The sequence below is a fragment of the Microbacterium sp. HD4P20 genome (assembly GCF_019449275.2).
Lineage (GTDB): Bacteria > Actinomycetota > Actinomycetes > Actinomycetales > Microbacteriaceae > Microbacterium.
Genome location: NZ_JAHZQZ020000011.1, coordinates 41,299 through 68,214 on the forward strand (window position 1 = coordinate 41,299; position 26,916 = coordinate 68,214).

Here is a 26,916-nt window from a genome sequence, read left to right on the forward strand (position 1 = left end):
GGGGTTGGCGCATGGGGGAATGGTTTGCCACAATCAGGACGATGCCGGCACCCATTGAGGACTACGCCCTGCTCAGCAGCTGTCGCACCGCGGCGCTCGTCTCGCGGGAGGGCAGTATCGACTGGCTGTGCGTGCCGCGCTTCGACTCGCCCTCGGTGTTCGGCGCCCTCCTCGGCGACGAAGACCACGGATGCTGGAGCCTGCGCCCGAGCGACCCGCAGGCGACGAGCACACGGCGCTACGACGGCGACACGTTCATCCTGGTCACCCGCTGGACGACCGACGCCGGCGTCGCCGAGGTGCACGACTTCATGCCGATCGACGGCAACCGGGTCGACATCGTGCGCCGGATCGTCGGCGTCTCGGGGACGGTCGAATTCACCGACACGGTGCGCCTGCGCTTCGACTACGCCCGGGCCATGCCGTGGGTGCGACAGGTGCCCGGGGTGCCGCTGACCGGTCTCGCGATCGCCGGCCCCCACGCACTGGTGCTTCGGGGGGCGCCGCTGCGTCCCATCGATCACGCGCACTCCGCGCAGATCGTGGTGCAGGCGGGTGAGGCCGCGGACCTCACGCTCACCTGGTTCAAGTCCCACCACGAGGTTCCGGCACCGCTCGACGTCGAGGCGTCGCTGGTGGCGACGCGGGCGTGGTGGCAGGAGTGGGCCGACCGCATCGACCATCACGGTCCGCACCACGATTCCGTCGTCCGGTCGCTGCTGGTGCTGCGGGCGCTCACGCACGAGAGCACCGGCGGCATCGTGGCCGCGGCCACCACGTCGCTGCCCGAGGACTTCGGCGGCTCGCGCAACTGGGACTACCGCTACGTGTGGCTGCGGGATGCCGCGCTCACCCTCGAGACGCTGATCGAGCACGGCTTCACCCGGGCCGCGGAACGCTGGCGCGGATGGCTGCTGCGCGCGATCGCCGGTGACCCCGCCGACGTGCAGATCATGTACGGGATCGCCGGTGAGCGCGACCTCGCCGAACGGGAGATGAACAGCCTTCCCGGTTACCGGGGCGCATCGCCGGTGCGGGTGGGCAATGGTGCGGTGAGCCAGTATCAGGCCGACGTGATCGGCGAGGTCATGGTCGCCCTCGAGGCCACCCGGCAAGCGGGTGTAGAGGAGGACACGTTCTCGTGGCCGCTGCAGCGGGCCTTGCTCGCGCAGGTGATCCAGTGGATCGACCGTCCCGACCGCGGCATCTGGGAGATCCGTGCCGAGGACCGCATGTTCACGCATTCCCGCGTCATGATCTGGGCAGCCCTGGACCGCGGTGTGCGGGCGGTGCGAGAGGCGGGCCTGCCGGGCGATGCCGACGAATGGGAGCGGGTGCGCGACCTGGTGCGTGCCGAGGTCGACGAAAAGGGGTACGACGCCGAGCGCGGCCACTTCGTCCAGCACTACGGCTCGACCGAGGTCGACGCGTCGCTGTTGCTGATCGCGCAGGTCGGCTACTGCGCCTACGACGACCCGCGCATGCTCGGCACGGTGGCAGAGATCGAGCGCACCCTGCTGCGTGACGGGCTGGTGCGGCGCTACCGCACCGAGGCCGAGGTCGACGGTCTGGCCGGTGGTGAGCACCCCTTCCTGGCGTGCTCCTTCTGGCTGGTCGAGCAGTACGCCAGCAGTGGTCGCGTCGAGGACGCCGACAGGCTCATGGATCGCCTGTGCGGCCTCGCCAACGATGTCGGCCTGCTGTCCGAGGAGTACGACGTCGAAGGCGAGCGCCACGCGGGCAACACACCGCAGGCGCTGACCCACCTGGCGCTGGTGCGCGCGGCCGACGCGCTCGTGGGTCACGCCGGGCGCGCCGCTCTGCGGGAATGACGCGAGCGACCCGGCGCACGGTCAGCGCGGTTTCGGGAGCACCTCTCGACCCACGCAGCGTGACGAGATGACACGACATCATCTCGCCCTGCGTGTGAGCTGCAGCATCGATCGCCACCACCCGGAAGGGTCGCCCGCCTCGTAGCGTGCTTGCTCCTGCGCCAGGATCAGATCTTCTTCGATTCTCCGCAGATGCTTCGCGGTCGTTGAGGCTTCGAGGCGTCGGATGCCGGGGTGGAGGCCGACCCGTGCGGGCAGGAAGAGTATCGCGGCGTGTGCGAGCGTGAAGAGGACCACGTAGACGGAGAGGGTGTTCCAAGGGTGACCATGTGGCGCGAGCACGATCGCGAGCGACCCCATCCCCGCGGCTCCAAGTACGCCGAGCGACACGGCAGCGACGCGGGGCGCCCATGACAGTTCGGCCTTGTTGCGGGCCGCGTACCACGCGAAGGTCAGGTAGGTGTCCAAAAGGCAAGGCAGGATCACGAGCGCAAGAGCTGTCGGATGCAGGATCAGTCGCGCATCCGCGAAGCACATGATCACTACGGCGCCGCCGCCCCAAGTGAGAACGGGCGTCAGCCACAATGCGATGTACCTGCCCGTCGTTCGTGACACCACCCGATTGCGCCAAGCGGAACCGAGAACACGGGTCGCACGACGTTCACCCGCGTCGAGGCGGTTTTCAAGAGACTTCACTCGTTGCGCCGCCCCAGATCGAGGAGGCGAGAAAGTCAATCCCGCGGCGGTCGCGGTACTCCACGCCAGAACAAGCGTCGCGATGATCATCGGGATATCGCGTGGACTGGAAAGTCCGATCGGGACGAAGACGGCGCACATCGCGGCCAGAATGAACTGCAGAACGAGCACCACGATGCGGAGCGCAGCGCGGACGGCTTCGTCGAGCCGGTGTTGTTCGCTCCCGAAGGCGGTGAAAGCCGCGATGGGTATGAGTAAGGTCGCGACGAGCCCGATCACCGCGAGGGCATACGGCAGCGTCGGGCCGACGAACTCGCCGATGGCGTGGACGGCGAGAAACATACCCTTCCCGAGATTGTCCTGGCCCATCGCGGCAGCCATCACGCCAAGCATCAGGACGCCGACGAAGAGGAGCAAGAAGGCCCCGAAGGGTCCGACGAGTCGCTCGGCGACGGAAGTCCTGTGTGCTCTCATTCTCGCTGACGCAAGCGGCTCAGTGCTCATGCCGGGACTCTATTCGTCTGCGCAGACCTCCACGGTGAGTGGTCCGGCCCCTAGGGGCGATGCGGGATGATCCGACGCGCTCGTGGGTCACGCCGGGCGCGCCGCCCTGCGGGAATGACGCGAGCGCCCATGCGCAGCAGCGCCTGATCGGCCGGCACGGGCCTGGACAGGGATACGGCGCAGGAGGATCGTGGCCCCGGGGGCACTATCACTCTGGAGGCGCACAATGTTCACACCCGACCGGCCGTTCTCAAGCTTCGCCGTTCCCGACGTCGGCGAAGCGGCGGCCTTTTATCGCGACACGCTGGGCCTCGACGTCACCGTCTTCGAGGAGATGGGCGGCGGCTTCACCATCGCCTTGCCGGGCGCGGGGCACATCTTCGTATACCCCAAACCCGATCACGAGCCGGCGGTCTTCACGGTGCTGAACTTCGATGTCGACGATGTCGAGGCCGCCGTCGACGACCTGAACGCCCGTGGTGTCGTGACCAAGATCTACACCGACCCCGACTACGGCACCGACGAGAAGGGCATCTCGCGCGGCTTCGAGGGCGGCCCCGACATCGCGTGGTTCCGCGATCCGGGCGGCAACGTCATCGCCGTCGGCCGGATGGCGCCCCAGATGACAGGCGGCTGACCACACGAGGCATCCGCTCCCGTTTGCGAATCGCGCACTTGGCACGACCATGGGGTCGAAGGCTGCAAGTGCGCGATTCGAAACGGATGTCAGCGGGCCAGCGCCTCGCTGAGCTTCACGCGAGCGCCCATGCGCAGCAGCGAGTTCTGGTAGATGCGGGCGCCGACCAGGATGGCCACGACGCAGGTCGCGATGAGGATGACCAACGACAGCAGCGGCTCCCACCACTGCGCCTCACCGAGGAAGATCCGCATCGGCATGCCCACGGGCGCCGAGAACGGAACGTACGACATGACGCCAAGCACCAGCGGGTTGTCGTTGAAGAAGATCACCAGGAAGTACGGGGCCATGATGAGCAGCGTCAGGGGAGTTGTCGTCGACCCGATGTCCTCCTGGCGCGACACCATCGCGGCGGCCGCCGCGAACAGCGACGCGAGCAGGATGAAGCCGAACAGGAAGAACACCGCGAACCATGCGATCGGCGCACCGAGCCCCTGCAGCAGCGCGGTCTGATCGGTCACGGTCAGCCCCACGACGGCGACGCCGGCCAGGATCAGGATCTGCCCCATCGCCAGGATCGTGTTGCCGATCACCTTGCCCGCCAGCAGCGACCGCACCGGGATGGCCGAGATGAGCAGCTCGACGACGCGCGTCTGCTTCTCTTCGACGACGCTCTGCGCGATCGTGCCGCCGAACATCGATGCGGCCAAGAGGAACACGATGCCGAATCCGAGCGCGGCGATGTAGCCGAGAGCGCCGTTGACTTCGTCGGGGTTGAGCAGCTCGACCGGCGGCAGCTGCGCCAGCTGCAGCATCAGCTGCGTCGGGGCGGCCGAGTCGGCGAGGATCGTGAAGCCGGTCGGTGAAGAGGCGTCGCCGACGATGGCGGCGTCGACGTCGCCGCTCTCGACCAGGGCCTCGGCCTCGGCACGGTCGCCGACATCGGTGACGTCGAGGCCCTGCGCCTCGCCGACGTACTGGGTGGCGTCGGCGGTCACTGCGACCGGCGTGCCGGTGGCGTTGGACGCCTGGAACCCGCCCCAGATCACGAGCGCCAGGGCGCCGAGCACCATGATCGCCGTCGAGATGACGAATGCCTTGCTCCGCAGCTTCGAGCCGATCTCACGCTCGGCAACGAGCCAGACGCCCTGCGCGCCACTGAGGCTCTGCGTGGGTGCGGCGCCACGCGGCGCCGAGGTGCGGTCGAGGGAAGCGCTCACTGGATGACCTCCTTGAAGATCTGGGCGAGGGTGGGATGCTGCGGTGCGAAGCTCGCGACGTCTCCCTGTGTCACGGCCCGGCGCAGGACGCGCTGGGCCGTCTCGTCGGAGTCGGCGTCGAACAGTGCATAGCCGCCGTCGAAGTCGAGCACCTCGACGCCTGGCTCGGTGCGCAGCCAGCCGGCGTCGCCGGCCGAGACCAGCTCGAACCGCCGGGTGGAGTGCTGCGCACGGAGCGCATCGCGCGCGCCGGCGGCCCGTATGGTGCCGCCCGCGATGATCACGAGGTCGTCGCACAGCCGCTCGACCACATCGAGCTGGTGCGACGAGAACAGCACGGCGGCTCCCGCGGCGGCGCGCTCCTGCAGCACCGCGGCGACGACGTCGACCGCGAGCGGATCCAGGCCCGAGAACGGCTCGTCGAGGATCAACACCTGCGGGTCGTGCACGAGGGCCGCGGCGATCTGCGCGCGCTGCTGGTTGCCCAGCGACAGCGTCTCGACGTTGTCTTCGAGGCGCTCGCCGAGTCCCAGCTGCTCGAGCAGCGCGGTCGCCCGGGCCGTGGCATCCGTCTTGGAGAATCCGTGCAGCCGCGCCAGGTACACGATGTGCTCGAGCACCTTCATCTTCGGGTAGAGGCCGCGCTCCTCGGGCATGTAGCCGAAGCGACGGCGATCGGATGCCCCGACCTCGGCACCGTCGAGCGTGACGGTGCCGCCGTCTCGTGCGAGCACTCCCAGCACGATCCGCATCGTGGTGGTCTTGCCGGCGCCGTTGCCGCCGACGAATCCCGTCAGGCGCCCGGGCCTGACCTCGAACGATACGTCGTCGAGCACGCGGCGTCCGCCGTAGCTCTTGGTGATCCCGCTCAGCTGCAGCATCCTGTCCCCTCTCCGACCGTGCGGTCGAATCTCCGGCATCGCCGGTCGAGCTTGTCGAGCTTGTGAAGACCACGCTATGAAACTGCAGCGGCGGTGTGCCTCCCCCCGGGGGCGGACTCTTCTCCGCCCGGAGGAGGGCTGAGGGTCTTCATGCACGGGAATAGACCTCAGTTCTATGTCCTTGCATGGAGATGGAACGTCTGCGGCGCCCCGCCCGGACCTCGCTATCTGGAGGAACATATGACCGACCGGACCATCGGCTACATCGTCGGCAGCATCTCGTCGACCTCGATCAACCGTCGCCTCGCCAAGGCGCTCGAGCATCTCGCACCCGCGGGCATGCGTCTGGTCGAGATCCCGATCGCCGATCTGCCGTTCTACTCGCCCGATCAGGACGCCGACTTCCCGCAGGCGGCGCGCGACTTCAAGAAGGCGATCGACGACGTGGACGGTGTCATCATCGTGACGCCTGAGTACAGCCGCTCCATTCCCGGGGTGCTCAAGAACGCCCTCGACTGGTCGGCACGTCCTTACGGTCAGATGTCCTTCAACGGCAAGCCCACCGCGGTGATCGGCACGTCAGGCGGCGGCATCGCCACGGCCGCTGCACAGCAGCACCTGAAGGCGATCCTCAGCCACTACAACTCCCCGACGCTCGGCCAGCCCGAGGGCTACGTGCAGTCCACGCCCGGCCTGTTCACCGAGACCGGAGAGGTCACGAACGACCAGACCGCCGAGTTCCTCGTCGGCTATCTCGAAGCCTTCCGCGCGCTCGTCGACCGCTACGCACCGGTTGCCGTCGCCGCCTGAGCTTCACGAGCCGCCGCCGGCTCGTTCGCGCAACGGCCGGCGGCGGAACGACGGGTCAGGCGAGGCCGTGCCGGTGGGCGTAGACGACGGCGGCGACACGGTCCCGCGCGCCGAGCTTCTGCAGCACATTCGACACATGCGTCTTCACGGTCGCCTCGCCGATATAGAGCCGCCGTGCGATCTCAGCGTTGCTCATCGCCTGCGCCACCAGTCGCAGCACCTCCGCCTCGCGGTCCGTCAGCCCCGCCGCTACCCGTGAGACGTCGTCTGGCTGCCGAGACCCCGGGTGCCGACCACCGTCTCGTCCAGCAGATGACGTCTCACCGTCTGCCGAGGCCGAGGGGGCGGCGAAGCGGGAGATGACGCGCCGGGTCACCTCGGGGGCCAGCAGCGCGTCGCCGGCGGCGGCCACGCGCACGGCCGAGATCAGCTCCTCGGGCCCGGCGTTCTTCAGCAGAAAACCGCTCGCCCCAGCCGCGAGCGCATCGAACAGGTAGTCGTCGCGGTCGAACGTGGTCACCACGACGATCGAGGGCGAGGGCGAGGCGTCGGCGACGATGCGGCGCGTGGCTTCGATCCCGTCCATGTCGGGCATCTGCACGTCCATGCACACCACATCGGGACGCAGAGCGGATGCCGCGGCCACGGCCTCGGCTCCGGTCGAGGCCTCGCCGACCACCACCATGTCGCCGGCCGACTCGAGGATCATGCGGAAGCCCGCGCGCATCACGGCGTGGTCGTCCACCAGCAGCACGCGAATCGCGCCGGGGGTCACGACCCCACCGCCGTGGCAGAGACGGGCACCCTCTCGAGCGGCACGCGCAACCGTACGAGGAACCCGCCCCGCGCGCGGGGGCCGGCGTCGAGCGTTCCGCCCGAGGCCAGCGCGCGCTCACGCATGCCGACCAGGCCCAGGCCCGGCCGCACCGCCAGCGTCGGCCGGCCCGAGTTCGACACCTCCAGCTCGACCGCGTCGGCGCCGTAGCGCAGGCGCACGTCGGCCGTGGCATCCGGTCCGCCGTGCCGGCGCGCGTTGGTCAGCGCCTCCTGCGCCACGCGATAGACGTTCACCTGCACGAGGTCGGGCAGGTCGACCGCGTCGCCGATCACCGTGAGGGTCGTGGGCAGACCGTTGTCGTTCGCGTACTGCACCAGCTCGTCCAGGGCCGACAGGTGCACCGTCGACTCGCCCTCCGAGTCGCCGGAAGAGGTGCGCAGCGTCTCGAGCAGCTGGCGCAGATCGTGCAGGGCGGAGCGAGCGGATGCCTCGACCGCGATGAGCGCCGTGCGCGCGGCATCCGGATCCTTCTCGAGCACGGCCCTGGCAGCGCCGGCCTGCACGCCCATGGCCGAGACATGGTGGGCGACGACGTCGTGGAGCTCGCGCGCGATGCGCACACGGTCGAGCGCGACCGCCTGCGCCGCGGTCACCTCACGCTCGCGCTCGAGCTCACGGGTCCGCTCCTCGAGCGCGGCGCGCGACAGCGCGGCGGCGTACGCCCGGTCACCCATGTAGAACGCCCCGCCGAAGAACGCGGCGTTCACCAGGAACTGGATCAGCATGAACGCCGCGAACGGCGAGAACAGCCCTGCCCGCGACAGCGCCTCGTCACTCGGGTCGATCGCTGCTTGGAAGGTCGTGATGAGCAGCCACACGAACATGCCCACGATCACGGCGGCCCGCACGTAGACTGCGCGCCGGCGATTGTCCACCCACGCGCCGACGGTGTACATCCCGATGAAGATCGCGATGTTGCTCACGTACACCTCGGGGATGCGCGCCGAGACGCCGGCGAAGAACACGAGGGCGATCGCGACGACCACGGCCTCGGGGTAGCGCCGGCGCACCGCGAGGGGGGCGGTGATTCCGAGGGCGTAGAGCAGCGCCCACTGCATGCCCGGCACCTCGGTGTCGCCGAAGATACCCGCCACGGCTCCGAGAGCCGCGCTCAGCACAGCCCCCAGGAACAGTGCGGCGGCCAGCCAGACGTCGTTGCGCAGCTCGCGTGGCGTCGGCGGCGGCCGGTGGGCGGAGCGCTCGGGGGTGTGGACGGGCATGCCTCAACGGTACGGACCGCGGCGGGCGCCGGCATCCGTCCCCCGGGGGAGATGGTGCGCCGGCTTGTTCGGTCCCGTGCCCGCGTCAGGCGGTCGGCGCCGGTGGCATCGCGACGACGGTGATGTCGGCGCGACGGCCGAGCATGCCGGTGACCGGGTCGAGATACCGGATGCCGATCACGTGCTCGCCGGGAGCCATGTCATGTACGACCCGGCGCAGGGGTTCGTCTGTCAGCACATGGCGGTTGCCCGTCGAGGCGCCGTCCACCGACACGACCACGGTCTCGCCGGGGAGCCCGTCCAGCAGCAGGATGAGGTCGTCGTCGGCGCCGTCGAAGTCGGCATCGACGAGGTGCCCCTCGAGCGTGCCGCCGTCTGCCGTGATCGTCGGAGCCGGTGCCGAAAACGGCCCGATCGGCGCGCTCGCTGCCGACACGAGCTCGCCGGGCGCCGACTGCACCGCGTGGACGGTCATGCCAGAGCGGAGCGCGTCGGCGGGAATCTCGGCGCGGAACCGTCCGTCATCGCCCGCGGTCACCTCGGCCAGGCGCGTGCCGAGGTCGTCGATCAGCTCCACCGTCGCGTCGGCGACGCCGCTGCCCGTGATGGCTGCCGGCACCGGGGCCGCCAGATCCTGCGGGGCATCCAGTGCCGGTGCCGCGGTCTGCGGCGTCGGCGTCGGTGTGGGGGTCGGCGTGGGTGTGGGTGTGGGCGTCGGCGTGGGTGTGGGTGCAGGCGTGGGGCTCGGCGCAGGCGCCGGGCTCGGTGCGGGAGCGGGCACGGGTGCCGCCGGGGGTGCGGCATCCGGTTCCGGTGCGGCGACCGGCTCGACCGGCGGATCTGTCTCGGGAGCCGGCAGGGCGGTGTCGGGAACCGGCTGGGCCGCTTCGGCCGGGCCGTCGTCGTCGATCCCGAGCCCGGTGTCGGCTCCAGTGTCGTCCGAGACGATCGGCGCGCTGCTGTCGGCTGTGACGGTGCCATCGTCGGCCGGCGGATTCCACGGGGCGATCGCGATGACCACGGCGGCCGCTGCGGCGAGGGTCGCCGCGAGCACGCCGCCGGCGATCCCCACGATCGGAAGGACGGTGGTGCCGGCGCCCCCCGCGCCGGCACCTCCGCCCACGGCTTCCCCAGCGCCGTTCCCCCCCGCTTCGGACGCTCCACCCCAGTCGGGCGTCCCGGTCACCGCCGATGCCACGGCCGGAGTGGCATCAGCGGTATACGCGACGGCCCCAGCACCGCCGAGTACGAGTGGCAAGAGGATCATCCGCAGCTTGTGCGAGACGTCCTCGATGTCTGCCGCGACGATGCGGCAGGCCTGGCATTCGCGCAGGTGCGCGTCGAGTCGCTTGCGATCGGCGCGGCGCACGGTCTTCTTCGTCTCGTTCGCGACGAGCAGTTCGCACACCCAACGGCACTCGGCCGGACGCCGCGGGTCGCTGACGTGGGCCTGCAGCCACGCCTGGCGGAATCCCTCGCGAGCGCGGTAGGCCAGCGCCGACACCGCGTTGGGCGTCATGCCGAGCAGGGGCGCCACCTCGCGGGGCTTCATGCCCTCGACCTCGAGGTACCACAGCAGCGTGCGCCAGCGTTCGGGCAGTTCGCGGAACGCCTGCGCGAGCACGGAGCGGTCGGCCAGTGCCTCGGCGATGTCAGCGGGCGCGTCGTCGGGCCGCTCGTCCAGGTCATCGAGCGGCTGCTCCTTCGACCGTCGCCCCCACGATGCGGCGACGTTGCGGATCGTGCTGAACAGATAGGGCCGGAAGCCTTCGCGCGGGCCGCCGCCCTTGCGGATCGCGGCGAGGATCGACATGAACGCCTCGGACACGAGGTCGTCCGGGTCGACCGAGGGGCTCACCGCACGCGCGGCGCGTCGGCCGCTCGCAACGTGACGCTGCCACAGGGTCGCGTACGCCGCGTCGTCGCCGCGGCGGGCGGCTTCGACCAGGTCGTCGTCGGACCGCTCGATGAGCGAATCGCCGGCGACGGCGGCGTTCGGGACGGTCACGTCTTCTCCTCGCCGGATGGCGTCTCTGGGGCTCACTCGTCTCACCGGCGCGGCGGACCGCGTGCAGGCTAGCGACGTGTGCTGGGAAACCCCTGATGAGAGGGGTTCGGGTCTTTGGGTGGAGCATGGGCTCCGAGTGTCAAGACGCGATGCGACTTCGATCATGACGCGGGCCTCAGAAGAAAGTTCGCGATTCCGGTCGGCGTGGGGGAACGGATGTCACGGCGGCAGCCGTTAGCGTGCGGCTGTGAGCGACCCGCAGCCGGAATCCGCATCGCGACGGCGGGATGTGCCGGTGGGCGTCGTCATGGTCGGCATGGCGGCGGTCGCGTGGTGGCCCGCCTTCACTCTCGGGGCGTGGGGCGACATCTTCTTCGACGACATCCTCGGTCTGTGGGCGGCGTCGACGGCGGCGTTCGTCTTCGTCCTCGTCGAGCGGCGGCCGGTCGGTGGGCGTCTGGCCCGCGCTCTCGTGCTCCTGCTGCCGACGGTCTGGCTGGTGCTCAACTTCACGATCTCGGGTGAGACCACCGACCTGGCGGTCGCGCTCGTCGACCTCGCGGCGCTGGCGGCGGTGCTGCTCGGCATCCCGTTCACGCTGTGGGTGCTCGTGCGGGTCGTCTGGCCCGACTTCGCGTCCCAGACGCGGCGCCGCACCAAGTGGCTGATCGCCGGAGTGGTCCTCGGGATCGCCCTCGCCTCGTTCGTGCTCGGGCTGCACCAGGCGCACTTCCTGACGTGCGAGGACTTCGCGATCAGCGGCAACTCCGAGCCCCACGGCTGCACGCCTGACCCGAGCCCCGACCCCTCGCCGGTCGAGTAGCGAGCGTCAGGGGCGCAGCACCACGCCTCCGTCCGTGTGCGCGATTCGTCGCCGCCGGGTCAGAAGATCATCGGGCGGTCGTCGTCCGCGTCGTCGAAGTCGAGGTCCACGACGACGGGGACGTGGTCGCTCGGGGCCTCTCCCTTGCGCTCGTCGCGGTGGATCGCCGCCCCGGCCACCGCGTCGGCCACGGCATGCGATCCGAGGATGAAGTCGATCCGCATGCCCTGGTTGCGGGGGAAGCGCAGCTGCTTGTAGTCCCAGTAGGTGTAGCCCGTCGGCAGGAGCGGACGCACCACGTCGTGAAGACCGGCGGTCTCGAGGGCTGCGAACGCCTCGCGCTCGGGCGGCGACACGTGGGTCGAGAAGCCCTGGACCACTTCGGGTACCCCGTTGTCGGCATCCGTCGGTGCGATGTTGAAGTCACCCACCAGGGCGAGCGCCGCGTCGGGGTCGGAGGTGAGCGTGTCCGACACGTACGCGCGGAGCGCCTCGAGCCATTCGAGCTTGTAGAAGTAGTGAGGATCGCCGAGCGACCGGCCGTTGGGAACGTACAGGCTCCACACCTGGACGCCGCCGACCGTCGCGCCGATCGCGCGGGCCTCGAGCGGTGCATCCGTTCCGGTGTGCCCCTTCTCGAACCCCGGCATGCCCGGGAAGGCCGTGCGTACGTCGGTCACCGGCTCACGGCTCGCGATCGCGACGCCGTTCCACTGCGAGAAGCCGTGCGCCTCGACCTGGAAGCCCGCCTCTTCGAACCGGTCGAAGGGGAACTGCTCGACCTTGCACTTGATCTCCTGCATCGCGAGCACATCGATGTGCTCGCGCACCGCGAAGTCGACGATGCGGTCGACCCGGGCGCGGATGGAGTTGACGTTCCACGTGGCCAGGCGCATTGCTCCAGCCTACGGCCGACCGCCGACGCGGCCTGTCCGCAGACCCGCCCCTCCGTAGACTCGGGGTCATGACCGTCGCCTCCACGCCCGAGCTCGAGCTCGACCGGCAGAACCTCATCGCGCTCATCAAGGCCGAGGCGGTGTTCCACGGCGACTTCACGCTCTCCAGCGGCAAGCAGGCGACGTACTACGTCGACATGCGCAAGCTCACGCTCGACCATCGCGCGGCGCCGGCCATCGGCCGCATCATGCTCGACCTCGTGCGCGACGTCGACGGCATCGTCGCTGTCGGGGGTCTCACGCTCGGCGCCGACCCCATCGCCAACGCCGTGATGCACGAGTCCGCGCGCACGAACACCCCGCTCGACGCTTTCGTGGTGCGCAAAGAGCCGAAGGACCACGGCCGCGGGCGCCAGGTGGAGGGGGCGGATGTCGCAGGCAAGCGCGTGGTCGTGCTCGAAGACACCTCCACGACGGGCCAATCGGCGCTCAAAGCCGTCGAGGCGCTGCGTCGCGAGGGGGCAGAGCCGGTCGCCGTCGCCGTGATCGTGGACCGCAAGACCGGCGCCCAGGCCGCCGTCGAGGCCGAGGGATTGCAATGGCTCGCCGCGATCGACCTCGACGACCTCGGGCTGGAGCCGCAGTAGGTCCGTCAGTCGTCGCGGCGGCCGCGGCCCCGCCACAGCTGCCACACCAGAGCCACGAGCGTGCCCAGCACGACGATGGCCGACACCGAGAGCAGCAGCGTCTGCTCGGTCTCTGAGATCACGGTCGCCTCCCCTCCGCCGCATCCGCGACGATCTTCGCGATGCGCGCGGCGCGCGTCTCGTCGCGCCGAGCCAGGTCGACGTTCGAGATCCCGACCTTGCGGGTCGATGGCGGGAACGCGTCCCACGCCTCTCGAGCCGCGGGAACCGCATCGAGGGCAGCTGTCAGATCATCCGGTTCGCGCAGTGCCTCGGCGTTGTCGAGTACGGCCCAGGAGCCATTCGCCTTCGCCACTTCGATCGCGCGGATGCCGGCTGCCGTGAGCAGTCCCTCCGCCTCGAGCTTCGCGACCCGGGCCTTGTTCGTGGCCGCCCACCCGCTGGTGGGCCGACGGGGAGCGAACCACAGCCCGCCGCGCTGCTCGTCGAACGAGCGCACCGGACCGTCGATCCATCCGAAGCACAGCGCCTGCAGGATCGCGTCCTCGTAGCCGATCAGGTCGAGCCCGGAACCCGGGCGGGGCCGCACCAGCCACGCGCCCTTCGAGATGGTGTGATGCTCGGCCAGCCATGCGCGCCAGGCCGCGGCATCCGTCGCTTCCACTCTCTCGCCGTCGTCGAGCGCACCCATGGTGGTGACCCTATCGGGACGCGCCGACGCCTACAGCAGCTCGGGATCCTCGGACTCGACGGGCTCGGCGTCGAGCAGCTCGGCCACCGAGTCGAGCACCTCGTCGGGCCGGAACGGGTAGCGCTGGATCTCGGCAGGATCGCTGATGCCGGTGAGCACGAGAACGGTGTGCAGGCCCGCCTCGATGCCGGCGACGACATCCGTGTCCATGCGGTCGCCGATCATGCCGGTGGTCTCGGAATGCGCGCCGATGCGGTTGAGCGCGGATCGGAACATCATGGGATTCGGCTTGCCGACGACGTAGGGCTCCATGCCGGTGGCTTTCGTGATGAGCGCCGAGATCGCGCCCGTCGCCGGGAGCACGCCCTCCGTCGACGGGCCGGTGGCGTCGGGGTTCGTGGCGATGAACCGCGCACCGGCGCGGAGGAAGCGGATCGCCTTCGTGATGGCCTCGAACGAGTAGTTGCGGGTCTCGCCCACCACCACGTAGTCGGGGTCGGTCTCGGTCATGATGAACCCGGCCTCGTGCAGGGCCGTGGTCAAGCCGGCCTCGCCGATCACGAATGCGGTGCCGCCGGGCATCTGCGACTTCAGGAAGTCGGCGGTCGCCAGCGCCGAGGTCCAGATCGACTCCTCGGGCACGATCAGCCCGGACGCCCGCAGTCGGGCTGACAGATCGCGCGGCGTGAAGATCGAGTTGTTCGTCAGCACCAGGAACGGCACCCCCTGGTCGCGCCACTGCTGCAGCAGAGCGGATGCCCCGGGAATGGGGGTGTTCTCATGCACGAGAACCCCGTCCATGTCGGTGAGCCAGCATTCGATCTCGGCACGGGTGCGCATGCGTCCAGACTAGGTGTCGCGGGCGTAGGGTCGAACCCGTGACCTGGGACCCCCGGAGCCTTCCCGACCTCTCCGGCCGCGTGTACCTGGTGACCGGCTCCAACGCCGGCCTGGGCTACTTCGCGTCGGAGCAGCTCGTACGCGCCGGCGCATCCGTCCTCATGTCGGGCCGCCACCCCAATCGGCTGTCGGCCGCGCGTGCCGCGATCCGGCGTCGGGTTCCGGATGCCGCGCCCGACGCCACCGAGCCGCTCATCCTCGACACGTCCAACCTCGGGTCGGTCCGCTCGGCCGCAGCGAGCGTGCGAGGCCGGGGCGGTCTGGACGGGGTCCTGCTCAACGCCGGGATCGTCCATGCACCCCGTGCGCGCGAGACGACGATCGAGGGGCACGAGGTCGTCTTCGCCACCAATGCGCTCGGCCATTTCGCGCTCGCCGGAGAACTGCTGACGGCTCTGGCCGAGGCATCCGGCCGGATGGTGTGGGTCGGCAGCATGTCGGCCAGGATCAGCCCCTACGACCCCGTCGACCCGCACCTCGAGGACCGCTACTCGGCGTGGCGGGCCTACGTCCAGTCGAAGGTCGCCACCGCTGCCCTGGGCTTCGAGGCCGACCGGCGGCTGCGCGCCGCGGAGGTGCCGGTCGCGAGCGTCGTCGCCCACCCCGGCTACTCGACCGGGGGTCGCACCCCGGGCATCGCGGGGGTCAACGAGCCCTCGCGCATGAAGCGGTTCCGCGACAACCTGCAGGCTGCCGTCGCGCAGTCCAAGGAGCACGGCGCGTGGCCGCTGGTGCGTGCGCTGGTCGACCCCGAGGTGCAGGGCGGCGAGTTCTGGGGCCCGCGCACCGGCACGCGCGGCGAACCGCGGCGCCGGGCCGCGCCCAAGATCACCCGCGACACCGAGATCGCCGCGCGGCTGTGGGATGTCGCCGAGTCCGCGACCGGCGTGCATTGGCCCTTCGAGCAGGCGGCCGCCGCCCGCACCTGAGTCCGCTTCGCCCCGGCGGGTCCGTCCTCCGGCTGAGAATCCGGCCGATCCCACGACACAGAATCGGATCCGCAGGTGCGGACGGATGCTGCGACGCGCCGTGTCGCCGACCTCGACCGCGGCGTGTCGGGCGGGATGTCCGCACGTGCGGATCCGATGTTGTGGCCGGGGTCAGGGACGGCCTGCCCGGCTCCGGAGCCCGACCGGAGCCCGAGTCCACCGGGGCCCGACCGGGGCTCGAATCAGCCCGAGCTTGAGTCCACCGGGGCTCGAGTCCACCGGGGCCCGACCGGGGCTCGAGTCCGCCCGAGCTTGAGTCGGGGTCAGGCGCTGAGCCACACCGCGGCCGCGGCGGCCTCGGGGAGCGGGACCTCGGTCCCGTCGACGCGGATGCTGCCGGCATCCGCCACGGTCACCGTCGCGCCGACGGCGACACCGGCCGCCTCCACAGCCCGAAGCAGATCCGGGTCGCGGTCGCTCACCCGCAGCACACGCCCGACGTGCCCCGCCGGCGCCTGGCCCAGCAGCACGAACGGCTCGCGGTGCACGCGGCCCGCGGCATCCGGAATCGCGTCGCCGTGGGGGTCGAATCGCGGGCGTCCGAGGCGCTCGTCGATGCCCTCGAGCAGGCGGTCGCTGATCGTGTGCTCGAGCACCTCGGCCTCGTCGTGCACCTCGTCCCACGCGTAGCCGAACTCGCCGACCAGCCACGTCTCGATGAGCCGGTGACGCCGGATGATCGAGGCCGCGCGCTGCTCGCCGGCCTCGGTCAGGGCGATGGGCCCGTAGGGGCGATGCGTCACCAGCCCCTGCGCCGCCAGCTTTCGCACCATCTCGGTCACGCTCGACGGCGCGAGTCCCAGTTCCGCAGCCAGGTGTGACGGCGTGATCCGCTCGCTCTGCCACTCGGTGTGGTGGTAGATCGTCTTCAGATAGTCATCGGTGGCGGGGGAGGGCACCGCTTCAGGGTACTCGCGGGGCAGAACGCGTGCGTCGGGGCAGGAGCCGGCGAAGCTGGCCCTGGCTCGGCGAGAACAGGTACGCCAGGGCGAACAGCGCCCCCATCGCGAGGACGATCATCCCGCCCGAGGCGGTGTCGAGGTAGTAGCTGGCGTAGAGGCCGGTGATCGCCGACACCACGGCGATCGCCGGCGAGATGATGAGCATCGTCGAGAAGCGGTCGGTCAGCAGATACGCCGTCGCCCCGGGGATGATCAGCAGCGCGACGACGAGCACCACGCCGACCGCCTGGAGGGCGACCACCACGGTGAGCGCGAGCAGCACGAGAAGCAGCGCGCCCAGCCGGCGAGGGTTGAGACCGATCGCGCCGGCGTGGTCGGGATCGAACGCGTAGAGCACGAGGTCGCGACGCTTGAGCAGCACGATGGCGAGTGTGATGGCGCCGAGCACGACGATCTGCGCGAGTTCGGGTGTGCTCACCCCCAGCAGGTTGCCGAAGAGGATGTGGCCGAGGTCGGTCTGGCTGGGAACGACCGAGATGAGCACCAGCCCCAGCGCGAACAGCGTCGTGAAGACGACGCCGATCGCGGCATCCGGTTTGATCCGGCTGGTGCTGCGCACGCCCCCGATGAGAGCGACGGCGAGCAGGGCGAAGACCAGCGCGCCCACCGCGAACGGCGTGCCGATGAGGTAGGCGATGACCACGCCGGGCAGCACGGCGTGCGAGACGGCGTCGCCCATGAGCGACCAGCCGATGAGCACGAGCCAGCAGCTGAGCACTCCGCACACGACACCTGAGACGACGGCGACGGCGAGCGCCCGCTGCATGAACTCGTACCCGAAGGGCGTCAGGAGCAGATCGATGAGGCTCATGTCGGCACTTCCAGACCGAATGTGCGCGCCAGGTGCTCCGGACGGAGTGCCACCTCGGGGGGCGCGTGGAGGAGCGTGCGGTGAAGAAACAGGATGACGTCGTCGCACAGCGCCGGGACGGCGTGAAGGTCGTGGGTCGAGACGAGGACGGTGCGCCCCTGGCCGGCGAGCTCCCGCAGCAGGCGGGTGAGAGTCGCCTCGCTGCGCTTGTCGACGCCGGCGAACGGCTCGTCCAGCAGCAGGATGCGTGCCCCCTGAGCGAGCCCTCTCGCGACGAAGGCGCGCTTGCGCTGTCCGCCGGACAGCTCGCCGATCTGCCGGTCGGCGAGCCCTTCCAGCTCGACCCGCGCGAGGGCCTCGGCAACCGCCTGCACGTCGGTGCGGCGTGGCCTGCGGGTGAAGCCCTGGAACCCGTACCGGCCCATCATGACGACATCGCGCACGCTCACCGGGAACGACCAGTCCACCTGCTCGCTCTGCGGCACGTATCCCACCACTCCGGCCCGCCGTGCCTCGCGCGGGGGGCGGTCCTCGAGCAGGATGGTGCCCTGGTCGAGCCGGACGGCGCCCATGATGGCCTTGAACAACGTCGACTTGCCCGACCCGTTCATCCCGATCAGTCCGCAGACGGTGCCGGCGCCGACACTCAGAGTCGCCCCGTCCAGTGCACGCACGTCTCCGTACCGCACATGCACGTCGCGGACGTCGATGACGCTCATGGCGCATCCCCGGTCAGCCCCGCGACGATCGTGCGGGCGTCATGGCGGATGAGATCCAGATAGGTCGGGACGGGTCCATCCGGCGCCGAGAGCGAGTCGACGTACAGGATGCCGCCGAACGCGGCATCCGTCGCCTCGACGACTCGCTGCATCGGTGCGTCCGACACGGTGCTCTCGCAGAACACGGCCGGTACCTCGTTGTCGCGGACGAAATCGATCGCCCGGGTGATCTGCTGCGGCGTCGCCTGCTGCTCGGCGTTGACCGCCCACAGATACCGCTCGGTCAGTCCTGCGTCACGGGCGAGGTACGAGAAGGCGCCTTCGCACGTGACGAGCGCGCGCTCGTTCTGGGGGAGACCGGCCACCTCGGCGACGAGTTCGTCGTGCACGTCCTGCAGCTCGCTGCGATAAGCCTCGGCGTTGGCCCGGTACTCGTCGGCGTGGGCCGGATCGAGCTCGGACAATGCCGCGGCGATGTTGTCGGCGTAGAGCTGCACATTGAGGGGCGACATCCAGGCATGCGGGTTGTCGAGGCCCTCGTACGCGTCCTCGGCGATCGGCATCGGCTCCACGCCCTCGCTGACCACGACGTGGGGCACGTCGAGACCCTCGACGAACTGCTCGAACCAGGCTTCGAGCCCCAGCCCGTTGTCGAGGATGACGTCGGCCTCGCCCGCTCGCCGCAGGTCGCCCGGAGTCGGCTCGTAGCCGTGGATCTCGGTGCCGACTTTCGTGATCGACTCGACCCGGGCGGCATCGCCGGCGACATTCTGAGCGATGTCCTGCAGCACGGTGAACGTCGTCAACACGACGAGGCGATCATCGCCCTCTCCTGGGTCGGCGGGCTCGGAAGCACCGGCACATCCCGCCAGCGCAGTCAGAGTGGTCGCCACCGCGAGGGCGGCGGCGACCGCGCGGGGCGCGTGACGACGGGCAGATTTCGGCATGCCGAAACTCTACCGGTATTTCGGTGCACCGAAACCGCCTCGGTCTGGATCGGTGGGCGAGGCTAGTCTGAGCCGGTGACCGCGTCCGACCAGCCCGCCGAACCGACCCTGCCCGTCGGCGTGGGTCCGTGGCCGGGCGGTCCCGATGCATGGCCCGACGATCCGCGCTACGACCGCGATCTGCTCGCCCATGGCGATGCCCGCAACGTCGTCGACGCCTACCGGTACTGGACGATGGACGCGATCGTCGCCGACCTCGACACGCGGCGCCACGCCTTCCATGTCGCGATCGAGAACTGGCAGCACGACATGAACATCGGTTCCATCGTGCGCAGCGCCAACGCGTTCCTCGCCGCCGAAGTGCACATCATCGGCCGCCGCCGCTGGAACCGGCGTGGGGCGATGGTCACCGACCGGTACCAGCACGTGCGCCACCACGAGTCCGTCGCCGATTTCGCGGCGTGGGCGGATGCCGCATCCCTCCCGATCATCGCGATCGACAACGTGCCCGGCTCGGTGCCGCTGCCGCAGGCCGATCTGCCTGAGGCATGCGTGCTGCTCTTCGGCCAGGAGGGGCCAGGACTCTCGCCCGAGGCGGTGGCCGCGGCATCCGGTGTCGTCGAGATCGCGCAGTACGGCTCGACCCGGTCCATCAACGCCAGCGCCGCGGGCGCCGTGGTCATGTACGAGTGGTGCCGCCGCTGGGCCTGATTACGCGCCCGCCGTCATCCACGCCGAGCCGCGCACCCGCCAGCCCAGGGTGACCAGGCGAGCGAGCATGTAGACGCCGAAGAACGAGACCGCGAGCCACGCCAGGCCGGCCGCGCCGGCGGGATGCAGCAGCGCCACGAGCACGAGAGCCGGCAGGAACGGCACGAGGTTCAGCACGCCGACGACCGCCAGGTACTTCGCGTCGCCGGCTCCGATGAGCACGCCGTCGAGAACGAACACGATCCCGCACACGGGCTGCGCGATCGCGAGCACGAGGAGCGCGGGCTGCACCAGGGCGGCGATCGCGGCATCCCCCGTGAACAGCAGTCCGATCACGCCCGACAGGGCGCCGATGACGACCCCGACGATCACGCCGAACCAGGCGCCCCATGCCACGGTTCGCGCCAGCACGCGCCGGACGGTGCGGGTGTCGTCGGCGCCGAGGCCCTTGCCCACGAGCGCCTGCGCCGCGATGGCGAGGGCGTCCAGTGTGAATGCCGCGGTCGAGAAGATCGTGAAGGCGACCTGCCATCCGGCGAGCTCGTCGGTGCCGAGGCCCGTCGCCACGGCGACCGTCGCGAGCAGGGCAACTCGCAGCGATACGGTGCGGACGAACAACCAGCCGCCGGCGCGGGCCGAGCCGCGCACGCCCTCGCGCTGGGGGCGGACGGATGCCTCGTGCCGGCGCGCGAGCCGCGCCACGACCACGACGTAGGCGGCCACCATTCCCCATTGGGCCACGACCGTGCCGACCGCGGAGCCCGCGATGCCCCAGCCGAAGCCGTAGATGAAGAGCCAGTTCAGGAGCGCGTTCGAGGCGAAGCCGAGCCCGGCGATCCACAGCGGCGTGACCGTGTTCTGCAGGCCCCGCAGCAGGCCGGTGGCAGCGAAGACGACCAGCATCGCGGGAAGGCCCCACATCGAGATGCCGAGGTAGATCTCCGCCTGTTCGGCAACGACGGGTGAGGCGCCGAAGAGCCCGACGAGGCCGGGGGTCACGAGGTAGCCCACCAGCGCCAGCACCGCGCCGATGCCCAGCGCCAGCCACATCCCGTCGATGCCGACCGACACCGCGCGCGATGGGTCGCCCGCGCCGAAGCGGCGTGCGACGGCCGGCGTCGTCGAGTAGGCGAGGAACACCATGAGCCCGACAATGGTCTGCAGCACGGCCGACGCGATGCCCAGGCCGGCCAGTGGCTCGATGCCCAGGTGACCCACCAGCGCCGAGTCGACGATGAGGAACAGCGGCTCGGCGACGAGCGCACCCAGCGCCGGGACGGCCAGCCGCAGGATGTCGCGATTCAGCGTGTCTGGCGCACTCGTCACCCTCCCGAGCCTACGAGCCCTCGCCCCTCTCTCCCCTCTCCCGTGTGCCCCTCTCTCCTCTCTCCTCTCTCCTGTGCCCCCTTCTCGCCGAGCATGTGGGTTTCCCACCGAGCATGTGGGTTTCCCACCGAGCATGTGGCACATGGTCGGTGCGGGAGGCACATGGTCGGCGCAAAACCGACATGGTCGGTGCAGGAGGCACATGGTCGGCGCGAAACCGACATGGTCGGTGCAGGAGGGACATGGTCGGTGCAGGGGGCACATGGTCGGCGCAAACCGACATGGTCGGCGCGGGAGGGACATGGTGGCGGGAAGAGGTGCGGCTCGGGGCGGCTAACCTGGAACGCATGACCGATGCCCCCCGCTCCGGTCTCGCGCTCGAGGAGCTGAGCGCCGAGATCCGCCCTCAGGACGATCTTTTCCGCCACGTGAACGGTGCGTGGCTGGAACGCACCGACATCCCGGACGACAAGGCGCGGTGGGGCTCGTTCCATCTCATCGCCGAGCAGGCTGAGAAGGACGTCCACGCGATCGTCATGGAGTCCACGGATGCCGAGGCCGGCACCGAGACCCGTAAGATCGGCGATCTCTACACGAGCTTCATGGACACCGAGCGCATCAACGAGCTCGGGGCAGCCCCGCTGGCCGGCCTCCTGTCCCGTGTGGACGAGATCAGCGACATCGCCGGGTTCCTGCGCACGACGGGCGAGCTCGAGCGCGACGGCGTCGCCGCGCTGATCCACTTGTACGTCGAGCCCGACCCCGGCAACCCGCAGCGGTACGTGCCATTCTTCATCCAGGGCGGGCTTTCGCTCCCGGACGAGAGCTACTACCGTCTCGACAACTTCGAGCCCACCCGCACCGCGTTTCGCGCGCACGTGCAGAAGATGCTCGAGCTGGCGGGTGTGGCCGACGCGGAGGCATCCGCTGATCGCATCTTCGCGCTCGAGACGGAGCTTGCCACCCACCACTGGGACAACGTCGCCAGCCGCGATGCCGTCAAGACGTACAACCTGATGTCGTGGGACGACCTCCAGACGCTCGCGGGCGCCGACCTGGGCCCGTGGCTGGAAGGCGCCGCCGCCGAGCACGCCGCGGCGTTCGCCGAGGTCAACGTGTATCAGCCGAGCTTCTTCGAGGGGCTCGGGTCACTGCTGGTCGAGGACCGCCTCGAGGACTGGAAGGCGTGGCTGCGCTTCGCCGCCGTGCACTCGGCCGCCGCCTTCCTCTCGGAGGAGTTCGTCGCCGAGAACTTCGCGTTCTACGGCACGCAGCTCACCGGCGTGCCGGTCAACCGCGAGCGCTGGAAGCGGGGCGTGAGCCTGGCCGAGGCCGCCATGGGCGAGGCCATCGGCCGTGTCTACGTCGAGCGTCACTTCCCGCCCGCGGCGAAGGAGGCGATGGACGAGCTGGTCGCGAACCTCATCGAGGCCTACCGCCAGTCGATCACCGACCTCGAGTGGATGAGCCCCGAGACGCGCGAGCGCGCGCTGGCCAAGCTCGACGCCTTCACGCCGAAGATCGGCTACCCCGTGAAGTGGAAGGACTACTCGACGCTCGAGATCGCGGCCGACGACCTCGTCGGCAACGTGCGTCGCGCGCACGTGTGGGAGCACGATCGCCAGCTCGCCAAGGTGGGCCAGCCGATCGACCGCGATGAGTGGTACATGACCCCGCAGACGGTCAACGCGTACTACAACCCGCTGATGAACGAGATCGTCTTCCCGGCCGCGATCCTGCAGTACCCGTTCTTCGAGGCCGATCGTGACGCCGCCGCCAACTACGGCGGCATCGGTGCGGTCATCGGCCATGAGATCGGTCACGGCTTCGACGACCAGGGCAGCCGCTTCGACGGCGACGGCTCGCTGCGCGACTGGTGGACCGACGCCGACCGCGAAGCGTTCGAGGAGCGCACGAAGAACCTCATCGCCCAGTTCGACGCGCTGGTTCCGCAAGGCCTCGCCGAAGAGAACCACGTCAACGGCGCCCTCACGATCGGCGAGAACATCGGCGACCTCGGCGGCCTCGGCATCGCGATCAAGGCGTACCACCTGCACGCGTCGCGCGCCGGTGACCCCGAGATCGACGGGCTCACGGGCATCCAGAGACTCCTCCTGAGCTGGGGGCAGATCTGGCAGCAGAAGGGACGGGATGCCGAGACCATCCGCCTGCTGACGATCGACCCGCATTCGCCCAACGAATTCCGCTGCAATCAGATCGTGCGCAACATCGACGCGTTCTACGATGCATTCGGGGTCACCGAATCCGACGCGCTGTGGCTCGACGCCGACCAGCGCGTCACCATCTGGTGACGCCGATCCGCTGAACACCCCGAACCCGAGACCACCTGGGGACACAGAACCGGAAGGAAGCCCGTGGGCACTGAGCCCAGAAGGGATGCGGAGTCGCTGCGGGGGTCGCGACGAAGCATCAGCAGAAGGCCGCCGAGGAGGGCAGCGGCCGGACGCCGCTCATTCACGTCGACGCTGAAGGCGCTCGACGACCTCGCCACGTCCGGCGCGAAGATCTCGGTGCGCATCACCGACCTCGACCGCGGCACGTCGGTGCTCGCCGGCGACGATTTCGTCACGCTCCCGGTCGCGGGCCTCGGCGTGGTGCCGCTGCTGATCGAGGTCGCCGCGGCGTTCGAGTCCGGGCAGCTCGAGCCGCTCGAGATCATGGACCGCTCGCAGCTGGACCTCGTCACAGTCGCGGGGGTGTGGCAGCATCTCAAGGCGCCGGCGCTCCCGCTGTCGGACTTGGCCGTGCTGACGGCATCCACCGGCGACGCGCTTGCCGCCAACGCTCTGCTCGCACGCGTCGGCCTGCCGGCCGTGCGCGCCCGCATCGAGCAGCTCGGCCTGGCGCGGTCGGCACTGCTGGACCGCTTCCGCGACGAGCGCGGTCCCGACGACGCGCCGCACTTCGCGCTCGGGTCGGCGCGCGAGCTCGCCGAGGTCTTCGCCGCGCTCGTGAACTCGCAGGTCGTGTCGCCTGGGGTGAGCGCCCAGGTCGCGGAATGGCTGAGTCTCAACCACGACCTGTCGCTCGTGGCATCCGCGACCGGCCTCGATCCGTTCTCGCACGAGAACGACGAGCACGGTCTGCTCTTCATCAACAAGACGGGCCGGGATGCCGGCATCCGGGTCGAAGCGGGCGTGCTGGCAGGACCGCGGGCCGGAGTGTCGTACGCGCTCATCGTGTGCTTCGACGACCTGTCGATCTACCACCGGATGCGGGCTCACGATGCGTTCCGCACCCTGGGTGTCGACCTCATGGAGTACGTGTTCTGACGCGCGGACGCAGGTGGCTGCGGCCCTCGCGGACCGCAGCCACCATGCTGTCAGCGACCGCGCGGGGTCGCAGGCCCGGAGGACGCACCCTCCGACGTTCCGACCAGGTTCGTCGCCGTCACGCTGAACGTCGCGCCCGCCGCCGCGTCCGTCACGCGGCAGGTGACCGCGCGCGTCTGGCAGACGATGTCGCCGCCCGCGTCCCGGACGGTGTAGCCCGTGAGGGGCGACTCGGACTTCGCCGGCCTCCAGTGCACCCGCGTCCCCGCGGGCGATACGGCCGCGCGCACCGACGTCGGGGCATCCGGGCCGGCCAGCACGTGCTCTCCCGCGGCGACGGTGAGGGTGCTGCTGAGCGAGCCCCGACGCAGCGTGACGTCGGTCGGTCCGTCCGTCGTCACGACCACGGCGGCGGGCGCCGACTGATCGAGTGCGGCGCGGTCCAGGTCGATCGTCAGTGCCGCGACGTTGGACGCATCCACCTCGATCCGGTTGCCCGGTGCCACCTCGGCGATAGCGACGAGCTGCTGGTCGCGCACCTGCACGGTGCGTCCGTCGATGACCGTCGTCTCGTCGGTCAGCCGCGGCTCGAAGACCACGGTGTCCATCACGAGCGAGCGGGCATCGACGCGACTCCAGCGGGCGGTGGCATCGCGGGGCTCCAGCCCGTCGAGCCAGTACGCGCGGTCCACCGGCATCCCGAGGTCGACGCGCTCGTCACCCGGCTCCCACCGGAAGGCGATGTCGGCGGGGTTCGCCTCGCGGGTCCTGGCGGGATCGAGGTACTCGGCGACGTCGCTCCAGCCGATCCGGGTGCCGAGCATGCCGTGATCGGCGCCCTCGTAGTAGTGGGCGCGGTACGGGATGCCGGCTGCCTCGGCCGCTCGATCCCAGCGCTGCGTGTTGCCCAGCGCGATGTCGCGGCTGCCGGAGTCCATGAAGGTGTGCAGGTCGCCCAGGTTCTCCAGGCGCAGCTCGGCGCCTTCGCGGTCTCGCTGGCCCGCAGAGTTGTAGTACCCGGCGCCCGACACGATGGCGCCGCCGGCGAAGAGGTCCGGGTGCGTGGTGAGGAACCGCGTGGCTCCTACGCCGCCCATCGAGAATCCGCCGATCACCGTGCGGTCGGGATCGATCGAGAACGCGTCGGCCGTGCGGGCCCACGCCTCCCACACGTCCAGCTCACCGTGGTTGATGTACCACGTCGACAGCCCCCGGCCCATCGGGCTGAGACAGATCGACCCGCGCTCCTCGCACATCGGGAGGTACACCGAGTCCTTGTGGTCTCCGGCGAACCCGTTGTGGTTGGCGTCGCCGCCGTGCAGCAGGATCGTCAGCGGCGCGGGCGACTCGGGCGTGTACGAGGCGGGCACGTACACCGTGTACGGCTGCACGCGACCCCAGAACGTCGCCGGGAGTACCTGGGGCCCCGGGCTCTTGCGGGCGCCCGGGTCGCGTCCCTGGGCGATCTCGACACTCGAGACGTACCAGCGCGTCGAGTACCCGGTCGGGATCGTCTCGGCGGTGCTCGCGCCCGACTGCAGCGCGGCCCAGTCCACGTCGAGCGAGAAGTCGGCCATCGAGCCCTCGCGCAGCTGCTCGGATTGGCGGCCGTTGTTCCACTGCGTGGACGAGTCTCGGTAACCGCCGACGAGATGCGGCTCGTCGGCGACGTCGCGGAAGGCAGCGTTGTAGATCCGGGTCCCCTCCGCAGTCTCGGGGGCGGGCGCGAAGGCCGTGCCCTCGGCGTCGGCGACGCCGCCGGCGAGCCGCACCCTCCAGTTGCCGTCCACCGGGAGCGCGTCATGCGGAACGGCCACGACGAACGAACGTGCGGCGGCATCGACACTGAGGGTGCCCCCGACAGACGCCACCGAGATGCGGTCGCCGGTCTCGGCATCGGTCAGCCACGCCCCGCGCGACGACACGACCAGGGCCGAGTCGATGCCCGGTGAGTGGGCGCCAGCCTGCGCGGGCCACTCCGCCACGCCGGTCGTGGCATCCGCATCGGTGTCGAACGTCCACGCCGCGATCGGCACGTCCGCGTCGACGAGCGTGTTCCAGTCGACGCGCCAGTACGTGTTCGCGGCATCCGTCGCGATCGCGGCGCGGAAGATGTCGGCCCCGTTCGACGCGGCCGCCTCATCGAGGTAGGTGAAGGCGCCCGTGCCGGTGTCGTCGTACAGCCAGTCGCTCCACAGCAGGGTCCCGTCGTCGATCCGGCTCGTACCGGATGTGCGGGGGAACGCCTCGGAGAATCCCCAGGCCGCCGGCACCGGCAGCTCGGGTTCGGGCGCGAGCGCGGCAGCGGGCATGCCGTCGGGCAGCCCGGTGCTCGGGCCGGTCGCGACGGCGATCTGCGATAACCCCGGTGCATCGGGGGTGCCCGAGGCGTAGGCGGCGGTGGCGGGAGTCATCGCACCGGCTGCGAGCGCGGCGACGGCGCCGGTGGCGCCGGCCCACCTCCAGCGTCCGGCTGACGGATGCTGGGAGGTATGGCGTGAGCCGGTCCAGCGGAGGGGACTGTTCATCGTGGTCCTTCCTTCGTCGTTGAGGGA

General features: G+C 70.2%; 24 protein-coding genes. 9 read left to right on the forward strand and 15 right to left on the reverse strand.

What is annotated here, in order from left to right:
• The first annotated feature begins 41 nt into the window (after positions 1-41).
• On the forward strand, positions 42-1,832 hold the full coding sequence (locus K0817_RS03310; RefSeq protein ID WP_219979947.1) for a glycoside hydrolase family 15 protein: 1,791 nt from the start codon (positions 42-44) through the stop codon (positions 1,830-1,832).
• 78 nt (positions 1,833-1,910) lie between these two features.
• Here K0817_RS03310 and K0817_RS03315 read toward each other — a convergent pair whose 3' ends face one another.
• Positions 1,911-3,032: a hypothetical protein gene (locus K0817_RS03315; protein ID WP_219979948.1), complete on the reverse strand. Its 1,122-nt coding sequence runs from the start codon at positions 3,030-3,032 to the stop codon at positions 1,911-1,913.
• Between the two features lie 226 nt (positions 3,033-3,258).
• Here K0817_RS03315 and K0817_RS03320 point away from each other — a divergent pair, with 226 nt between their 5' ends.
• Positions 3,259-3,669, forward strand: a complete 411-nt coding sequence (locus tag K0817_RS03320) for a VOC family protein (protein WP_219979949.1) — start codon at positions 3,259-3,261, stop codon at positions 3,667-3,669.
• A gap of 89 nt (positions 3,670-3,758) precedes the next feature.
• Here K0817_RS03320 and K0817_RS03325 read toward each other — a convergent pair whose 3' ends face one another.
• Together K0817_RS03325 and K0817_RS03330 are read right to left on the reverse strand one after the other, a co-directional pair.
• Positions 3,759-4,889, reverse strand: a complete 1,131-nt coding sequence (locus tag K0817_RS03325) for an ABC transporter permease (RefSeq protein WP_219979950.1) — start codon at positions 4,887-4,889, stop codon at positions 3,759-3,761.
• Complete coding sequence (locus K0817_RS03330) at positions 4,886-5,770, reverse strand: ABC transporter ATP-binding protein (RefSeq protein WP_219979951.1); 885 nt, start codon at positions 5,768-5,770, stop codon at positions 4,886-4,888. The genes K0817_RS03325 and K0817_RS03330 overlap by 4 nt, the downstream gene beginning before the upstream one ends.
• A gap of 240 nt (positions 5,771-6,010) precedes the next feature.
• Here K0817_RS03330 and K0817_RS03335 point away from each other — a divergent pair, with 240 nt between their 5' ends.
• On the forward strand, positions 6,011-6,580 hold the full coding sequence (locus K0817_RS03335) for an NADPH-dependent FMN reductase (protein WP_219979952.1): 570 nt from the start codon (positions 6,011-6,013) through the stop codon (positions 6,578-6,580).
• Positions 6,581-6,635: 55 nt separating this feature from the next.
• Here K0817_RS03335 and K0817_RS03340 read toward each other — a convergent pair whose 3' ends face one another.
• From K0817_RS03340 to K0817_RS03350, 3 genes are all read right to left on the reverse strand, one after another.
• Positions 6,636-7,307, reverse strand: a complete 672-nt coding sequence (locus K0817_RS03340; protein WP_253735181.1) for a response regulator transcription factor — start codon at positions 7,305-7,307, stop codon at positions 6,636-6,638.
• Positions 7,308-7,351: 44 nt separating this feature from the next.
• Complete coding sequence (locus K0817_RS03345; protein ID WP_219979954.1) at positions 7,352-8,638, reverse strand: sensor histidine kinase; 1,287 nt, start codon at positions 8,636-8,638, stop codon at positions 7,352-7,354.
• An 85-nt stretch (positions 8,639-8,723) separates the two neighbouring features.
• Entirely contained in the window at positions 8,724-10,646 is a 1,923-nt protein-coding gene (locus K0817_RS03350) for a sigma-70 family RNA polymerase sigma factor (RefSeq protein WP_219979955.1), read from the reverse strand.
• Positions 10,647-10,893: 247 nt separating this feature from the next.
• Between K0817_RS03350 and K0817_RS03355 the strand changes: the two genes are divergently transcribed.
• Positions 10,894-11,469 (forward strand): hypothetical protein, encoded by a 576-nt coding sequence (locus K0817_RS03355; protein WP_253735155.1) that lies wholly within the window; start codon positions 10,894-10,896, stop codon positions 11,467-11,469.
• A gap of 59 nt (positions 11,470-11,528) precedes the next feature.
• Here K0817_RS03355 and K0817_RS03360 read toward each other — a convergent pair whose 3' ends face one another.
• A complete protein-coding gene (locus K0817_RS03360) occupies positions 11,529-12,365 on the reverse strand; it encodes an exodeoxyribonuclease III (RefSeq protein ID WP_219979956.1) in 837 nt (278 codons plus the stop codon).
• A 68-nt stretch (positions 12,366-12,433) separates the two neighbouring features.
• Here K0817_RS03360 and pyrE point away from each other — a divergent pair, with 68 nt between their 5' ends.
• Complete coding sequence (pyrE, locus tag K0817_RS03365; RefSeq protein WP_219979957.1) at positions 12,434-13,012, forward strand: orotate phosphoribosyltransferase; 579 nt, start codon at positions 12,434-12,436, stop codon at positions 13,010-13,012.
• A 118-nt stretch (positions 13,013-13,130) separates the two neighbouring features.
• Here pyrE and K0817_RS03370 read toward each other — a convergent pair whose 3' ends face one another.
• The gene (locus K0817_RS03370) at positions 13,131-13,703 is read right to left on the reverse strand and encodes a YdeI family protein (protein WP_219979958.1); all 573 of its coding nucleotides are present in this window, start codon (positions 13,701-13,703) and stop codon (positions 13,131-13,133) included.
• A 30-nt stretch (positions 13,704-13,733) separates the two neighbouring features.
• On the reverse strand, positions 13,734-14,543 hold the full coding sequence (locus tag K0817_RS03375) for an HAD-IIA family hydrolase (protein ID WP_219979959.1): 810 nt from the start codon (positions 14,541-14,543) through the stop codon (positions 13,734-13,736).
• Between the two features lie 38 nt (positions 14,544-14,581).
• Here K0817_RS03375 and K0817_RS03380 point away from each other — a divergent pair, with 38 nt between their 5' ends.
• On the forward strand, positions 14,582-15,532 hold the full coding sequence (locus K0817_RS03380; RefSeq protein WP_219979960.1) for an SDR family NAD(P)-dependent oxidoreductase: 951 nt from the start codon (positions 14,582-14,584) through the stop codon (positions 15,530-15,532).
• 323 nt (positions 15,533-15,855) lie between these two features.
• Here K0817_RS03380 and K0817_RS03385 read toward each other — a convergent pair whose 3' ends face one another.
• The 4 genes from K0817_RS03385 to K0817_RS03400 are packed head-to-tail and all read right to left on the reverse strand — an operon-like array spanning position 15,856 to position 19,031.
• Positions 15,856-16,491, reverse strand: a complete 636-nt coding sequence (locus K0817_RS03385; protein WP_219979961.1) for a metal-dependent transcriptional regulator — start codon at positions 16,489-16,491, stop codon at positions 15,856-15,858.
• A 4-nt stretch (positions 16,492-16,495) separates the two neighbouring features.
• Positions 16,496-17,365 (reverse strand): metal ABC transporter permease, encoded by an 870-nt coding sequence (locus K0817_RS03390; protein WP_219979962.1) that lies wholly within the window; start codon positions 17,363-17,365, stop codon positions 16,496-16,498.
• Positions 17,362-18,084, reverse strand: coding sequence for a metal ABC transporter ATP-binding protein (locus K0817_RS03395; RefSeq protein ID WP_219979963.1), 723 nt, complete (start codon positions 18,082-18,084; stop codon positions 17,362-17,364). Before K0817_RS03395 ends, K0817_RS03390 begins: the two co-directional genes overlap by 4 nt.
• Positions 18,081-19,031 (reverse strand): metal ABC transporter substrate-binding protein, encoded by a 951-nt coding sequence (locus K0817_RS03400; protein ID WP_219979964.1) that lies wholly within the window; start codon positions 19,029-19,031, stop codon positions 18,081-18,083. Before K0817_RS03400 ends, K0817_RS03395 begins: the two co-directional genes overlap by 4 nt.
• Before the next feature lie 75 nt (positions 19,032-19,106).
• Here K0817_RS03400 and K0817_RS03405 point away from each other — a divergent pair, with 75 nt between their 5' ends.
• Positions 19,107-19,742, forward strand: coding sequence for a TrmH family RNA methyltransferase (locus K0817_RS03405; protein ID WP_219979965.1), 636 nt, complete (start codon positions 19,107-19,109; stop codon positions 19,740-19,742).
• Here K0817_RS03405 and K0817_RS03410 read toward each other — a convergent pair whose 3' ends face one another.
• A complete protein-coding gene (locus tag K0817_RS03410) occupies positions 19,743-21,068 on the reverse strand; it encodes an MATE family efflux transporter (RefSeq protein ID WP_219979966.1) in 1,326 nt (441 codons plus the stop codon). It abuts the gene before it with no gap.
• A 347-nt stretch (positions 21,069-21,415) separates the two neighbouring features.
• Between K0817_RS03410 and K0817_RS03415 the strand changes: the two genes are divergently transcribed.
• Both K0817_RS03415 and K0817_RS03420 read left to right on the forward strand, forming a co-directional pair.
• Positions 21,416-23,380 (forward strand): M13 family metallopeptidase, encoded by a 1,965-nt coding sequence (locus K0817_RS03415; RefSeq protein WP_219979967.1) that lies wholly within the window; start codon positions 21,416-21,418, stop codon positions 23,378-23,380.
• A gap of 63 nt (positions 23,381-23,443) precedes the next feature.
• The gene (locus K0817_RS03420; protein ID WP_253735156.1) at positions 23,444-24,361 is read left to right on the forward strand and encodes a serine hydrolase; all 918 of its coding nucleotides are present in this window, start codon (positions 23,444-23,446) and stop codon (positions 24,359-24,361) included.
• A gap of 50 nt (positions 24,362-24,411) precedes the next feature.
• On the opposite strand, the gene K0817_RS03425 is transcribed toward K0817_RS03420, so the two are convergent.
• Positions 24,412-26,889 carry an alpha/beta hydrolase-fold protein gene (locus K0817_RS03425; RefSeq protein WP_219979968.1) on the reverse strand — a complete coding sequence of 826 codons (2,478 nt, stop codon included), beginning with the start codon at positions 26,887-26,889 and terminating at the stop codon, positions 24,412-24,414.
• Positions 26,890-26,916: the final 27 nt, after the last annotated feature.

What these genes read in the sequence shown, in the direction of transcription:
- K0817_RS03310 (WP_219979947.1), top strand. Translation starts at nt 42, where the DNA reads ATGCCGGCACCCATTGAGGACTACGCCCTGCTCAGCAGCTGTCGCACC.
- K0817_RS03315 (WP_219979948.1), bottom strand. Translation starts at nt 3,032, where the DNA reads ATGAGCACTGAGCCGCTTGCGTCAGCGAGAATGAGAGCACACAGGACT.
- K0817_RS03320 (WP_219979949.1), top strand. Translation starts at nt 3,259, where the DNA reads ATGTTCACACCCGACCGGCCGTTCTCAAGCTTCGCCGTTCCCGACGTC.
- K0817_RS03330 (WP_219979951.1), bottom strand. Translation starts at nt 5,770, where the DNA reads ATGCTGCAGCTGAGCGGGATCACCAAGAGCTACGGCGGACGCCGCGTG.
- K0817_RS03335 (WP_219979952.1), top strand. Translation starts at nt 6,011, where the DNA reads ATGACCGACCGGACCATCGGCTACATCGTCGGCAGCATCTCGTCGACC.
- K0817_RS03340 (WP_253735181.1), bottom strand. Translation starts at nt 7,307, where the DNA reads ATGCGCGCGGGCTTCCGCATGATCCTCGAGTCGGCCGGCGACATGGTG.
- K0817_RS03345 (WP_219979954.1), bottom strand. Translation starts at nt 8,638, where the DNA reads ATGCCCGTCCACACCCCCGAGCGCTCCGCCCACCGGCCGCCGCCGACG.
- K0817_RS03360 (WP_219979956.1), bottom strand. Translation starts at nt 12,365, where the DNA reads ATGCGCCTGGCCACGTGGAACGTCAACTCCATCCGCGCCCGGGTCGAC.
- pyrE (WP_219979957.1), top strand. Translation starts at nt 12,434, where the DNA reads ATGACCGTCGCCTCCACGCCCGAGCTCGAGCTCGACCGGCAGAACCTC.
- K0817_RS03370 (WP_219979958.1), bottom strand. Translation starts at nt 13,703, where the DNA reads ATGGGTGCGCTCGACGACGGCGAGAGAGTGGAAGCGACGGATGCCGCG.
- K0817_RS03375 (WP_219979959.1), bottom strand. Translation starts at nt 14,543, where the DNA reads ATGCGCACCCGTGCCGAGATCGAATGCTGGCTCACCGACATGGACGGG.
- K0817_RS03390 (WP_219979962.1), bottom strand. Translation starts at nt 17,365, where the DNA reads ATGAGCCTCATCGATCTGCTCCTGACGCCCTTCGGGTACGAGTTCATG.
- K0817_RS03395 (WP_219979963.1), bottom strand. Translation starts at nt 18,084, where the DNA reads ATGAGCGTCATCGACGTCCGCGACGTGCATGTGCGGTACGGAGACGTG.
- K0817_RS03400 (WP_219979964.1), bottom strand. Translation starts at nt 19,031, where the DNA reads ATGCCGAAATCTGCCCGTCGTCACGCGCCCCGCGCGGTCGCCGCCGCC.
- K0817_RS03415 (WP_219979967.1), top strand. Translation starts at nt 21,416, where the DNA reads ATGACCGATGCCCCCCGCTCCGGTCTCGCGCTCGAGGAGCTGAGCGCC.
- K0817_RS03425 (WP_219979968.1), bottom strand. Translation starts at nt 26,889, where the DNA reads ATGAACAGTCCCCTCCGCTGGACCGGCTCACGCCATACCTCCCAGCAT.